This window comes from Chryseobacterium sp. c4a (assembly GCF_009900745.1).
Taxonomy (GTDB): Bacteria; Bacteroidota; Bacteroidia; order Flavobacteriales; family Weeksellaceae; genus Chryseobacterium.
On record NZ_WXVU01000008.1, the window covers coordinates 141,758 to 154,316 of the forward strand.

The 12,559-nt window shown below is 35.2% G+C and carries 13 protein-coding genes; 2 read left to right on the forward strand and 11 right to left on the reverse strand.

The features are described 5' to 3' along the window. The first annotated feature begins 61 nt into the window (after nucleotides 1-61). Nucleotides 62-268 (forward strand): hypothetical protein, encoded by a 207-nt coding sequence (locus GTR01_RS12730; protein WP_160138213.1) that lies wholly within the window; start codon nucleotides 62-64, stop codon nucleotides 266-268. A gap of 147 nt (nucleotides 269-415) precedes the next feature. Beyond that, nucleotides 416-1,687, forward strand: coding sequence for a DUF6051 family protein (locus GTR01_RS12735; RefSeq protein WP_160138214.1), 1,272 nt, complete (start codon nucleotides 416-418; stop codon nucleotides 1,685-1,687). Nucleotides 1,688-1,798: 111 nt separating this feature from the next. Here the strand turns inward: GTR01_RS12735 and GTR01_RS12740 are convergent, their stop codons facing one another. From GTR01_RS12740 to GTR01_RS12790, 11 genes are all read right to left on the reverse strand, one after another. Further along, on the reverse strand, nucleotides 1,799-2,542 hold the full coding sequence (locus GTR01_RS12740) for a LytR/AlgR family response regulator transcription factor (protein WP_160138215.1): 744 nt from the start codon (nucleotides 2,540-2,542) through the stop codon (nucleotides 1,799-1,801). 60 nt (nucleotides 2,543-2,602) lie between these two features. Beyond that, on the reverse strand, nucleotides 2,603-2,884 hold the full coding sequence (locus GTR01_RS12745; RefSeq protein ID WP_160138216.1) for a 2TM domain-containing protein: 282 nt from the start codon (nucleotides 2,882-2,884) through the stop codon (nucleotides 2,603-2,605). A 21-nt stretch (nucleotides 2,885-2,905) separates the two neighbouring features. Continuing rightward, entirely contained in the window at nucleotides 2,906-3,196 is a 291-nt protein-coding gene (locus tag GTR01_RS12750) for a 2TM domain-containing protein (RefSeq protein ID WP_160138217.1), read from the reverse strand. A gap of 396 nt (nucleotides 3,197-3,592) precedes the next feature. After that, a complete protein-coding gene (locus GTR01_RS12755; RefSeq protein ID WP_160138218.1) occupies nucleotides 3,593-4,162 on the reverse strand; it encodes a methyltransferase family protein in 570 nt (189 codons plus the stop codon). Nucleotides 4,163-4,257: 95 nt separating this feature from the next. Further along, on the reverse strand, nucleotides 4,258-4,569 hold the full coding sequence (locus GTR01_RS12760; protein WP_228452231.1) for a 2TM domain-containing protein: 312 nt from the start codon (nucleotides 4,567-4,569) through the stop codon (nucleotides 4,258-4,260). Continuing rightward, nucleotides 4,553-5,884: a 2TM domain-containing protein gene (locus tag GTR01_RS12765; RefSeq protein ID WP_160138219.1), complete on the reverse strand. Its 1,332-nt coding sequence runs from the start codon at nucleotides 5,882-5,884 to the stop codon at nucleotides 4,553-4,555. Before GTR01_RS12765 ends, GTR01_RS12760 begins: the two co-directional genes overlap by 17 nt. 323 nt (nucleotides 5,885-6,207) lie before the next feature. Further along, nucleotides 6,208-6,867: a hypothetical protein gene (locus GTR01_RS12770; RefSeq protein ID WP_160138220.1), complete on the reverse strand. Its 660-nt coding sequence runs from the start codon at nucleotides 6,865-6,867 to the stop codon at nucleotides 6,208-6,210. 48 nt (nucleotides 6,868-6,915) lie between these two features. Beyond that, on the reverse strand, nucleotides 6,916-9,162 hold the full coding sequence (locus GTR01_RS12775; RefSeq protein ID WP_160138221.1) for a TonB-dependent receptor: 2,247 nt from the start codon (nucleotides 9,160-9,162) through the stop codon (nucleotides 6,916-6,918). A 227-nt stretch (nucleotides 9,163-9,389) separates the two neighbouring features. Next, nucleotides 9,390-10,292, reverse strand: a complete 903-nt coding sequence (locus GTR01_RS12780; RefSeq protein ID WP_160138222.1) for a GyrI-like domain-containing protein — start codon at nucleotides 10,290-10,292, stop codon at nucleotides 9,390-9,392. 232 nt (nucleotides 10,293-10,524) lie between these two features. Then, nucleotides 10,525-11,748, reverse strand: a complete 1,224-nt coding sequence (locus tag GTR01_RS12785; protein WP_160138223.1) for a TCR/Tet family MFS transporter — start codon at nucleotides 11,746-11,748, stop codon at nucleotides 10,525-10,527. Nucleotides 11,749-11,779: 31 nt separating this feature from the next. Continuing rightward, nucleotides 11,780-12,499, reverse strand: a complete 720-nt coding sequence (locus GTR01_RS12790; protein WP_160138224.1) for a thioesterase II family protein — start codon at nucleotides 12,497-12,499, stop codon at nucleotides 11,780-11,782. Between the last annotated feature and the right edge of the window lie 60 nt (nucleotides 12,500-12,559).

A 12,559-nucleotide genomic window follows, 5' to 3' on the forward strand; every position in this document is an offset into this window, starting at 1 on the left:
TTTTCTGTAACGTATTTTGAATTGTTATACTTACCTGATAAATAACAATAAAAATATCATTATGAAAACTTCTAATTCCTACAAACAGTACAAAGCAGCAAACAGTATCTTGCTTTTTATCGTATCCATTTTTTTTGGCTATAATCTTTACCAGGAAATCTATCATCCGGAAAAATCGCAGCTTCTACTTTGTGCTATTCTGGTTGCGCTTACTTCAGTAATGATTCAGAAATATGGAATCAAAACTGATGAAAAAAATAAAATATAACATCAATATCTATTCACCATATCCACCCGGAACAATCTGTTTCGGGTTTATTATGCCTAAAATACTTTTAACCTTTAAAAATCAATACTTTACCGCAATAATTCCATAATTTAATAGTTCTAAATATGAACCCTCAATGCTGCTGCTATGGAATATTATGAATTGTATGAAGTTTTGAAACGCCATTTTGATTCCAGAAAAGACATTGTGGAGATCAGTGATTTGAATATAACAATTGAAACTATTCCTTTTGAGTCTAAGGTTTCGGACGTACTGTATGGTTCTGATAATCCGGATTGTCCTAAACATCATCACCCTCTGAAAATTGATGAAAACGCCTACCTACTCTATCATCAATCTTCCATAGATATTAAAGATTTTGAGATTGAATGCAATAAGAAGTTTGAATATCATATACTGAAAAGAGCTGATGTAACAACAGCTGATGGTTGTATTATCTTTTTCCATGGCCTGAATGAAAAGAAATGGGACAAATATCTTCCATGGGCTTATGAATTGGCTCAGAAAACCCACAAAGCAGTTATGTTGTTTCCCATTGCCTTCCACATGGATCGTGCGGAAGCGATGTGGAGCGACCGTCACCAAATGACAGAAATAGTAAAATTCAGAAAGGAAAAATATCCTGAGAACACTCATTTTTCCTATGTCAATGCTGCCACAAGTTCCAGGTTGGAGGCTCATCCACAACGGGTTTTCTGGTCAGGATTACAAACCTATTCAGACATCATTGAAGTTGTAAAAGAAATCAAAGACCATAAAATTAAAGGTATAGCCTCCCATGCTAGCCTGGATCTCTTTGGATATTCAATAGGTTCATTCCTTTCCATGATTATCAAAATGGCAAATCCTTATCATTTTTTTACTCAATCCAAGGTCTTTTGTTTTTGTGGTGGGATGACTATTGACCGGATGTTTCCGATTTCAAAATATATCATGGACTCTCAGGCAACCATTAAAATGCAATCTGTTTTTACAGAGTTATTAAGCTCTGATTTTAAGTTCGACAATCGATTGAAACATTACCAGGATGATGTACTTCATCCTCAGGAAAGCTGGTTCAAAAAAATGCTTAGGTATAATTATTTCCAACGGGAAAGGGAGGAACGAATTCAAGATATTCATTCTCAGATAAAGGCTTATGTATTGGAAAAAGACAGTGTTGCTCCACCTATAGAAGCCTTGAATACACTACAGGGCGGTTACAGGAACATTAATGTAGAGGTTGAAATCCAGGATTTTCCGTTTGAGTATTCTCACATGGTTCCATTTCCATTGACGCATAAGCACAAGGCTGAAATAACAAAGGCTTTTCATCAGTTTACAAAGTCTGCCAGTGATTTCTACTCCCAATCATCAGGAGAAAATAGAGAGGAAAAGTCTGAAAAGCAGGAGAATTAGATCCATGGTTCTGTTTTTTTGGAGTTCAATATGCGGATTACGAGATGCTGTGCCGGATAAGTGTTGTTAGGTGACCGCTTCGGGATGCAGGATTCAGGTATTTTGCATTTTTTAGCTTACCAACCAATCTTTAAAATCTTTCACACGATCCCGGCTTACGGTAATTTCTTCCTGAGGTTGAAATTCAAGATCTACTTTATAGTAAGGCGAAGTATGAATGTTCTTAATATAATCGGAATTGATAATAAACTGCCTGTTGGCTCGGAAAAACTTTTTATCATCCAGAATATCTTCCAGTTCATCCAACGTAAAATCTGATGGATAAGAGCGTTCCTCCGTCTGAAGATATACAATCTTATTTTCACTGAAAAAGCAGCTTATTTCGTGTGTCTGAACGATTTTCAGGTTGTATCCTATTTTCACTAATACTCTTGAAAGAATAGATTTTTCTTTTCTGATCAATTGTTTGATATCCTGAGAGCCAATGTCATTATTGGAAGGAATAAAGGATTTGAATTTCTCAATTGCCCCTGAAAGATCTTCTTCAAGAATTGGTTTTAGCAGGTAATCTATACTATTTAATTTAAAAGCTTTTAGGGTGTACTGATCAAATGCAGTTGTATAAATGATAAAGCCTTTTGTTGGGACTTTTTCAAAGATATCGAATGACAGTCCGTCTCCAAGAACAATGTCTGAAAAGATCAGCTGTGGATGTTCGTTTTCAGAAAACCAGGTGATGCCTTCTTCTACTGATTCTATTTTAGCAACCACCTCAATATCAGTAAAATTACTTAACATTCTCTCTAGTTTCCTTGAAGCAGGTTTTTCATCTTCGATAATGACTGTTTTGATCATTGAGCTTATAGTTTTAGTTTTAAAATCCGGGAAATAAAATTAGATAAAAAATAGTCAGGTTTAAAAATCAATTGTTTTTTTATTTTTCGCTGCTTCTTTTTCAATGATTTCTTGTTCCCACTCGTCATTAAAAATAAATAAGGACATTGCTTTCATCACCAGAATGAGTCCCCAGATTCCTAAAAATAAGTGTCCTCCGAATATCTGGTAACGCATTTCATCATTAAACCAGTCATCTCCAATAATAATTACAGATATAATTCCAAACCACATTAGGCTTTTATAGAATTTTTTCAATTGCTGAACTCTGTTGTATGCTCTGTTGTACGTTGTATTTTCCATGATATATTATTTTTTGAGTTATTATAATGTTTTGATTTTTCCTTTTTCTTCAGCCATCAGTTCTTTGATCTTTTTCTCTTCCCAGCTTTTTCCGATTCCGAATACATTCACAGCGTGAAAAGCAATCCCGATTCCCCAGCCCAACATTGGCCATAAAAACCATAAATATCCGGGAGAAGTCATAAGATTCAGAAAAGCTAAAAAGGAAATTACGATACAGTAAGAAGTAATGTTTCCATAGAACTCTTTTAGTTCTTTTACTCTTTTAGATGCTCTTTCGTAAGCGGTTGTTTCTTTATTAAAAGTTTCCATTTTTTTATTTTTTAAAGGTTGATTTGTTTTTCTTGAGTCAAATGTATGGCGGAAAAGAGCCTCAAATCAATTTTATATGACCGAACGGTAGATTATGCTACCCGAATGGTAGAAAATACAGATGTAATGAATTTTTATTGATTTGAAATTGGGATTACTTTTAATACTGGTTGTTGGAAAACACGAGGGCGCAAAGGAATAAAAAAGAATGATGTTTTAAGGCGCAAGAAAATCGAAGATTTTTAGCAAGCGTATATTTTAAAGGGAATATTCTATATCTGTGTGGTTATAAAAAATTTAACACAAAGGAGACACAGGCTTATATACTGATTACAAATAATTTACCTGTACGTCTATCATTGAATAGTGTAAAAGAATGCTTGTGAATTAAGAATATCAGTAGATAAACGGAATGAGTTTCTTTGTAGTTTTTCTGTATTGGATATATTCTTCTCCAAATTGTTCTACAAGAGCCTGCTCTTCTATTTTAATTCTGTAGGCAAAGGCTAAAAACGGAGGAACAAAGGCAAAGATCAATGAAAGCCAATTATTGAGATATAATCCAAGTCCTAATGAGGTAAGCAGGGAAAAAGCGTAGGACGGATGTCTTAAATACTTATAAAAGCCTTCTTTTTTAATTTGATGATCTTCTTTAATGGTCACATCTACGGTAAAATATTTCCCTAAAGATCTGATAATAATGAAACGGAAAATAATTCCGATCAGAATAAGAGCTTCTCCAAAATACATAATCCAATTTCCATGGGCTATCGGCAGTATTGACAGATTGGAACTTGTTACTGCTGCTGCAATAGAAAAAGGGATGGCCAGCCACAGAATATTGAGGGTAGATTTATCCTTTCCTTTTTTATCTTCTTTGCCTGATTTCAGCATGTTTTTGTAAAGAAACTCACTGAGAAACCATGCAATCATAGATATTATAAACAGAATTTCTAAAGCTTTCATTTTGACTGATTATAAAAGTTTTATAGTGTATGAATCTCTTCAAAAGTATCCCGATATATGGTTTTTAAAAATCTTTTTTCCGATATCTTATTGTCCTACAAGTCCTTCTTTTCTTTTTCCATAATCTCCCGGATCTTCTTTTCTTCCCAGTTCTGCAGATAGCTGTTTTTCGAAAGAAAAACAACCGCGCCATGGGCTACCAGCCCTATTCCCCAGAAGGTAAGCGTAAAGAAATTTTTGAACTCAAAATAGCTTTCTCCGGGCTTTAGATTAGCACAGTTATACACAACAATCATTGCATTTACAGCAATATAAACAAATAAATGGGCATAAAAACCTCTTAATCGCTCAACATATCTTTTAGCTCTTTGATATTGAATATCATTTTCGTTAAATGTTTCCATCATTTTTATTTTTTTGATTGTTCATTATTTCGCGGATCTTTTTTTCCTGCCAGGATTCTCCTACCCCAAATACCTGGAAAGCATGAGAAGCAACTCCTATTCCCCAGCCCAATACCGGAAACCAAAACCAGTGAAATGAGCTTTTAGTAAAGAAGTTTATAAAGATCAAAAAGGGAATAACAATACAGTAAGAAATCAGGTTGATATAAAAATCTTTGATCTCTTTCATTCTCTTCTGTGCTTTTTTGTAGGCTTTAAAGTCATCATCTTGTTTTTTACTGACAATATTAGGCTTATTGACTAACATCGGAAGTTTTACTTTAAAGTAGTCTTCAGATTTTTCAATGAAAACATTTCTTTTGGTAAGCAGGGAATACCGCTGTACAATATTAGCCAACCCGATTCCTGAACTTTCTTTGATCTGTTCTCTTACCTGTAAATTATTCTCAATACAAAGGATATCATTTTCGGCAAAGACTCTAATGACCAATGGCTTTGATGAGGTTGCAAAATTGTGTTTGATACAGTTTTCTAAGAGAAGCTGTAAGGACAGAGGTACTACATATTTTTTATAGTCTTCTTTTTTAACATCAAAAGTAAAATCGACACTATCTTCGAATCTTGTTTTTAAAAGATCACAATACGTTTTTGCAAATTCTATTTCATCCTCTACTGTTACCAGCTCTTTATCTTTTTGTTCAAGTACATAACGGTAAATCTTTGACATTGAAGCGGTAAACTTTTGTGCCTGCTGTGGATTTTCGTCAATCAGTGAACTTAAAACATTTAAAGAATTAAAAAGAAAATGTGGATCCAGCTGGTTTTTTAAACTTTCAAACTGGGCATTGGCAGACTTTGCAATCAACTTCTGCTCCACAACTTCTTTTCTGGAAGTCTTCTTCAGTTCCTGCATAAAATTCTTAGCGTGAAGAAAAGCAGAAACAAGCAATGCAATATTGATGGTAAACCAGTTGGCAAAATTATATTTACCGGAAAAATATTCTTCCGTAGTAGATGCTTTCTGAATCAATACAAAATTGACGTAATTACAAAAATAGACCAATATAATATTGACGATAATTACGGAAACAATACTGATTACAGCTCTTTTGGAGGTTTCATCCGACCAAGGAAACCTTTTGTTGAGGAATCTATTGAGCAGTCCATTTCCGCCTCCCAGCACAAAAGTATAAAGAAGTGAAATAAGTATGGTCAGTACAAAGTTTTCCAGGTTTTTCTCATCTGTAAAGGCAAAAAAGAAAAACATAGAGACAATGAATGAAATCCCAAACATTGTTATAATATCCTTACGTTTCATGATTCGTTTTCTTGGTTCAAAAATAGCTTTTATTAAAGGTATCAAAAATTATTTCTTACCGAAGGGTTAGTTTTTATCCCTGAATCGCATGTATTAATTGAATTGAATAAAAACCTAACTAGTCCATGAATTGAAAGGAAATCAGAATTGATAACTGATTCCGAAAGGCTTATAGAGTAGGAAATATCAAAAAACTAAACATGAAAAAACAAAGCAGATTAAAAAAGCACCGCGTATAGTGCTCTTTCTTTTTGATGTTGAATCTAGATTGGGTTCTCTTTTCATTAGAACAAAAAACCTCCACAATGTGAAGGTCAATTAAATTACTTTGTATTTTCAGTGGACAAACTCATAAAGTATTCTGCTTCTCTCTTTCCCCAATTCGGATCCAAAGATGTTTTAGGTTTAAAAGTATTAAATTTTGCGATTGCTTCTTTGAACATTTCTATTCCTTTGGTCTTACTTCCTCCATACTGTTCAGGAGTAAAATAAACATCCTCTGCTTTTATAAGGGCAATTCTTGGATTTAATGGATCTAATTTTTCAGCTCTAGTAAGCTCTTCTGAAGCCCTTGCACCATCTGTCATGAAACGTTGCTGCGGGTTAACCATCATTCTTAAAGAATAAGCCATCTTTTTCAACAGGTGAATTTCAGCATTATCTCCTCCCGCAAGACTTTGTGCAGTACCCAGGTATTTTTCAGCCTGTGATGCTACCCCATCCAAATCTTGTGTATTTCCATTTCTCATCATAACCCTTCCTTTTTGAATCTGTGAAAATGCAGCATAATATGGAGGAAGCCATTGTGAGCTTTCTTTACTGCCTATTCTCTGGAAATCATTAGACAATGTTTGAAAGTCTTCAGGAGTTTTACAGGTTTCTATTTTTGCAATTTTTTCAGCCATTATTTTTTCATAATCTGTCTGTGCAAAAGCAGTTAAGCTAATTAGAACTAAAGCAAAGCTTAAAAGGTATTTTTTCATGATATCAAATTTTAAAAGTTGGTTGATTGTTTATTCGAAGTTATGTTTTTATAAATTATTATTGATGGCATCTTCTGTTTTATCGACTCCAAAACTGAAAAAGGCACCTACAAAGACAAAAGTATTTACCGGAGGAACTACAGCTGAACTTCTTGATCCGTCTGTTGAAAAATTGTATCCATATACATTTTTAGATCCAAGAACATTTGAAATACTTAACACAAACACTGTAAATGATTTTGCGTCTTTTTTTCCGATACTGGGAACATAATTAAAGCTAATATTCAAAGCATTGTAATCTTTAAGCCTGCCTTCATTTCTGGTATAATTAATGGTTTCTCCATTTTTCATTTCTGTCGCAATATCATAATATGGGCGACCTTTGGCATAGGTATAGGATAAGTTTACCCCTAGTTTCCATTCTGGAATGAATCTTTTCACCACTGCCGAAAGAGTATGCTCTGCAGCAAAACCTGGCTTTAAGCTTACCGGATAATTGATGAAGTCTCTTTTTGAGTCCAAGAAGGAATAAGTAATCCAGTAATCTATATTTTTAAATGTCTTTTTATTGTCTCTCCAAAACAATTCCAGGCCTTTTGCATATCCGTAACCATCATTATTGAGAGCTGTCTGAATCTGTTGGCTTTGTTGATTCCCTGGCAGGATATTATAGGTTTTAATAAGCTGGTCATATTTTTTATAAAAGGCTTCAAAACGCAGACTTCTTCCTTCTGAGCTTCTTAAAAGCTGAAAAATATAGTGTTGTGATTTCTGAAACCCCAAGTCAGCAGGCCCATTGATGTATTTACTTTCCGGATTCTGATAAAAAATTCCATACGCTACATTGGTAGTCCATTTATCGGAAAGTCTGTATGCCAGTGCAAAACGAGGTGCTATATTACTTTTACCCAAGTAAGATGAATTTTCTGCTCTCACCCCGATCTTTGCAGACAAAGCGTTACTGAACCCCAGATCTGTTTCTATAAATGCTGAAGAAATCAAGTCTTTATAATGTTTCTGAACACTTTCAAAATTGAGATTTTCATTGGTATTATTTAATTCAAACCCACCTCTTAAAGCACTGATTTTATTAATCTTTCTTTCAAGAACTGTTTTGAAGTTTATGTAATTTCCATCCGTTAATAATTGGCTATAATTATCTTCTACCCCTTTGGTTTCTGTAGAAAAATTAAGATCTGATCGGTTATAAGAGTAAGATCCGCCTACATTTAGTAGATATTTTCCAAATTTTTGTCTGAAAGAGAGATTATGATACATGGTTTTACCTTTTAATCTCACCAGCCCAAATTCGTATCCCGGTTCCAGACTTTCTGTTTTTACGCCCATTTTATTGGTATTAAACATTCCATAATATTTAAAAAAACCTCCTGATTTCGTTTTGAATCTAAAATTTACATCTCCATTCAATCCCTGTGGGGCATCAATAAAGTCCGTATTAAAATTGAAAACCTTCTGCATCAGGCTTAGTAGAGAATATCCTGCTGAAGCACCGTATGAGTAATTTTTTTGTTCGCCTAATTTTTGAAATCCACCACTCAAAAAAATAGGAGAAACACCAAAGTTGTAAGAGCTCTGATCCGGAAGATCAACACTTTCCAACATCAATGCTCCTGAAAGGGCCTGTCCATATAATGCTGAATATCCACCACTTGAAAAAATATTTCCTTTAAAAAGTGAAGTATTGAACTGATCTCTTCCTGCAATCCCGGGAACAGAATTCGAAAAATAATTATTGATAAGACTTCCATCCATAAAAATCTTAGATTCGGAAGCCGTACCTCCTCTGATGAAAAGTCCCTCAGACTCTCCTACTTTTTGCACACCGGGAAGATAGGTTAAAGCTGATGTTATCTGCCCGTCTGCTCCTGCTGTGGTATAAATATCAAGAGGTGTAAGTAAAGCTGTTGCCCTTTTCCTGTCACTAGCCTCTATAGAACCCGCAGAAACCACTACCGCATCAATTTCACTGATCTGCTCTTTAAGATCTGTATTAACTACAACATCCTGATTTTCAATAGTAATTTCTTTTTCAATTTCTTCATATTTGGGATGGGTGAAAGTTATTTTATGACTTCCTTTTTCTGTAGTATTGAAAGAGAAATTCCCCTGCGCATCGGTAGTTGCTCCATCATAAGTATCTTTTAGAGTAACATTTACTTCATTTACTCCTTTATTTTTAAAGGTTACTTTTCCTGAAATCTTTATCTGGGAATATCCCAAGGTAAAAGTTATCAGCGCTATTAGAAAAAGTATTTTATGTCCTTGTGTTTTCATGGTTATTAATTTCTGGATCAAAAGTACTATGACAAATACCTTTCTGTAAAAAAAATATTACTGAAAGGTATTCTTTGGTTACTGAATGGTAAAAAAGAAGGAAGCAGGAAGTTACTTTTAGGCGGAATTACTGACATTCACTACCAAAGCAATTGATTTTAAAAGACATATGCTTGTTCTTTGTGACTTTCATAACTTCCAGCTTCAAGCTTTCTGCTTGAATTTAATTACTGAATCGGGATACAGAAATCCACCATCATCTTTCCCTCCGGATGCTCTTTAAAGTTGGTATGATAGATCTCGAACGGGAACGTTCTTCTCATAGAATAATTGTGCTCATTCATCCATAAAAATAAGGATACCCAGCATTGTTCAAAATCGTTGAGGGTGACTTCTCCACTTCCTACAATAAATTTTCCGGGTTCTATTGTTTCTGAAAAAACTTCTCCTGTTGGTTCTTCCAGTTTTTCATCTAAAAGCATACAGGCATGAATTCTTACCTTATCTGGTGGGGTTACTTTAAAACTGTCATGATAGACAGAAATCATTTTTACATTTTCCTGAGGAAACAGCTGTTTTTTTTTAGCCCAGTCTACCAACACATTGTAAGAAGGCTCTACCCCGGCAATTCCAAGGCTCATTACTGCAGCCAGATTCATTTCCGGCATTTCTTTTACTTCAATTTTTAAATTCATTGTTGTCCAATTTAATAGGTTTTCAATAGTGCAAATGTATTGGCTGAAAACCGTATCAATTTGTCCGTTCTTGCTTTGTGTTTGTAAAATCTTGTGAAATGCTTCGGGAGCTGTTTTACGGAATTCTGAAGGTGGTAATCCGTAATATTTTTTAAAGGTTTTGCTGAAAACGGAGTGATTTGAAAAGCCAAGATCCAGGTAAATTTCCTTGATCTCCATATCTTTTTTTACTGCCAAAAGAAAGGCACTTTTTTCTATTTTTTTCCTGATAATATAGTTCTGAAGGGTTTCTCCTGTGATCAGTTTGAATATTCTGTGAAAATGAAACGGCGAATAGACACTCATCTCTGCCATTTTTTCCAGGGAGAGATCAGCGTCGAGGTTCGCATCGATATATTGTATGGTTTTTACAATCCGTTTTTTATATGCTTCCAAAATAAAAGATGTAGGAGGACAAAGGTATTGATCCTGAGTTTAGTTCAGTTGTCTTTTATTGCTAAATAATGATACATTCTTTTTTTAGATGCAAAGGTTTGTTTTCATAACGTTGTATTTTTAGAAGGCTAAGATGGAATCAACTTCGTTGATTTGACGAAGCGAATGAATAGCTAACGCTTCTTTTTACAAGATAAGAAACTGATTATCTTTTATTTATTTAATTATTTTTTTATTTCAATTCTTTATCTTTTCTCATCGCGAAGTATATGCAACAGCTGCCAATTACTGCTAAAACAGCTCCTAAGATGAAAGGAGCACCGCTATAAGTAATCAGTGAACGTGGAGAGGTAAAATAAGCAAAGACCCAGGTCATCAGCAATGGCCCGAAAATAGAAGTTAAACTGAGAATACTGGTAAGCCCGCCCTGTAATAATCCTTGTTGATTATCCGGTACTTTTGAGGAAATCATTGCCTGAAGTATGGGAGATGCCATTCCGCCAAGGGCATAAATCGCGATGACCACAAACATCATCCAGCCTTTATTGGCAATTCCGAATAACAGCATGCTTAGACAAAAGAACGCCAGGAAAATAATAACGGATTTCTTCTGTCCCAGTTTATTGATAAACAAACCAATCAATCCTCCTTGAAAGATAACCATCAACAGTCCCAGAAATCCCATTGAATAGCCTATCATGTCTTCTTTCCAATTGAATTTATCCATCACATATACACTCCATGAGCTTTGTACGGAATGTCCTGCCAAAGCAATCAGAATAAAGGCTACGATAAATGCAGGAGCTAATATTTTTTTATTCATGCTTTTCATCACCCCTATAGGATTGGCCGTTTTCCAGGAAAATGGGCGGCGATTACTTTCTGATAATGATTCCGGCAGGACAAAAAATCCATAGACAAGGTTAAGCAAGCTTAATCCGGCGGCGGCATAAAAAGGGATTCTTTCGCCGTATTGTCCGAGAAATCCACCGATCAGAGGGCCAATAATCATTCCTACTCCAGCCACTGCACTCATAATTCCAAAATACTGACCTCTTTTTTCAGGCGTGCTGATATCTGAAATATATGCCGCTGCTGTTGTCATACTTGATCCCATAATTCCGTTGATAATTCTTCCTACAAAGAGCCATGCAATATCAGGGGCCAATGCTAGAATGAGATAATCTATTCCGAGTCCCAAAAGTGAGCATAATAGTACAGGTCTACGTCCATATCGGTCGCTTAATCCTCCCAAAACGGGAGCAAACAGAAACTGCATTAAAGCATATACGGATATAAACCACCCGATATACTGAGCGGTGATGCTTATGTTATCTGCGTTGGACAATTTTGTAATCAGAGTTGGTAGTACAGGTCCAATGATTCCTATTCCAATGATATCGATCAGGACTGTGATATAGATAAAGGTTAGCGCGTGTTCTTTTTTTCCAGGCATAAAATTGCTTTATGGGTGAATTGATAATTTATCATTTAGCTGTACTGGCATTCATCAGATTTTTAATCACCTGTGACAGATAGTTAAAATTCTGATTGATAAAGAAATGGTTTCCGTTGACAATCTGACATTCGCATTCTGCTTCCGTATAATTAGCCCAGTTTCTTATATTCAGTGCGTATTTTTCGCTTTTTCCCATTACTGCATAAATGGGAGTCTGTATTTTTATATTGGGAACCTGATTGCTTTTGTTCTCCAGAAGACTGAAGTCGCCTCTCAAAACAGGCTCAAAAAAGTCTAATAATTCTTCATATTGCATCACCTCATCGGAAATTCCACCCAGTTTTCTTACTTCAGTAAAAAACTCTGTTTTGGGTAGATGGGCAATAGGATTGGTTTCTTTAATTCCCGGGCCCGGATATCCTGTTGCTACAAAATGGATGGGGGCATCACCCTCTTTTTCCATTGCATGACAAATTTCAAATCCCAATATTGCTCCCATACTGTGCCCATACATCAGATAAGGGACTTCTTTCTGTCTGGCTTTTTTTATCTGTTCCAAGACATCTGCAACTGCTTCCTGCTTATTTTTTAAAGGCGGTTCTGACATTCGGTCACCTCTCCCCGGAAGTTCCGGAGTTTCTACCTGAAAATGGGATTGCAGTGCATCTATTAAAGGACGGAAGGAGTTTCTGTCTCCGCCGGCATAGTGCAGTAAAAATATCTGAGGTTTTGATAATGTTCTGTTCATAAGTTTTTATTTTCTATTGCTACATTAAAAGCATGGGAGACCGTAATCTCCCACTCTTTT

What these genes read in the sequence shown, in the direction of transcription:
- GTR01_RS12730 (WP_160138213.1), top strand. Translation starts at nt 62, where the DNA reads ATGAAAACTTCTAATTCCTACAAACAGTACAAAGCAGCAAACAGTATC.
- GTR01_RS12735 (WP_160138214.1), top strand. Translation starts at nt 416, where the DNA reads ATGGAATATTATGAATTGTATGAAGTTTTGAAACGCCATTTTGATTCC.
- GTR01_RS12740 (WP_160138215.1), bottom strand. Translation starts at nt 2,542, where the DNA reads ATGATCAAAACAGTCATTATCGAAGATGAAAAACCTGCTTCAAGGAAA.
- GTR01_RS12745 (WP_160138216.1), bottom strand. Translation starts at nt 2,884, where the DNA reads ATGGAAAATACAACGTACAACAGAGCATACAACAGAGTTCAGCAATTG.
- GTR01_RS12750 (WP_160138217.1), bottom strand. Translation starts at nt 3,196, where the DNA reads ATGGAAACTTTTAATAAAGAAACAACCGCTTACGAAAGAGCATCTAAA.
- GTR01_RS12755 (WP_160138218.1), bottom strand. Translation starts at nt 4,162, where the DNA reads ATGAAAGCTTTAGAAATTCTGTTTATAATATCTATGATTGCATGGTTT.
- GTR01_RS12760 (WP_228452231.1), bottom strand. Translation starts at nt 4,569, where the DNA reads ATGATGGAAACATTTAACGAAAATGATATTCAATATCAAAGAGCTAAA.
- GTR01_RS12765 (WP_160138219.1), bottom strand. Translation starts at nt 5,884, where the DNA reads ATGAAACGTAAGGATATTATAACAATGTTTGGGATTTCATTCATTGTC.
- GTR01_RS12770 (WP_160138220.1), bottom strand. Translation starts at nt 6,867, where the DNA reads ATGAAAAAATACCTTTTAAGCTTTGCTTTAGTTCTAATTAGCTTAACT.
- GTR01_RS12775 (WP_160138221.1), bottom strand. Translation starts at nt 9,162, where the DNA reads ATGAAAACACAAGGACATAAAATACTTTTTCTAATAGCGCTGATAACT.
- GTR01_RS12785 (WP_160138223.1), bottom strand. Translation starts at nt 11,748, where the DNA reads ATGCCTGGAAAAAAAGAACACGCGCTAACCTTTATCTATATCACAGTC.
- GTR01_RS12790 (WP_160138224.1), bottom strand. Translation starts at nt 12,499, where the DNA reads ATGAACAGAACATTATCAAAACCTCAGATATTTTTACTGCACTATGCC.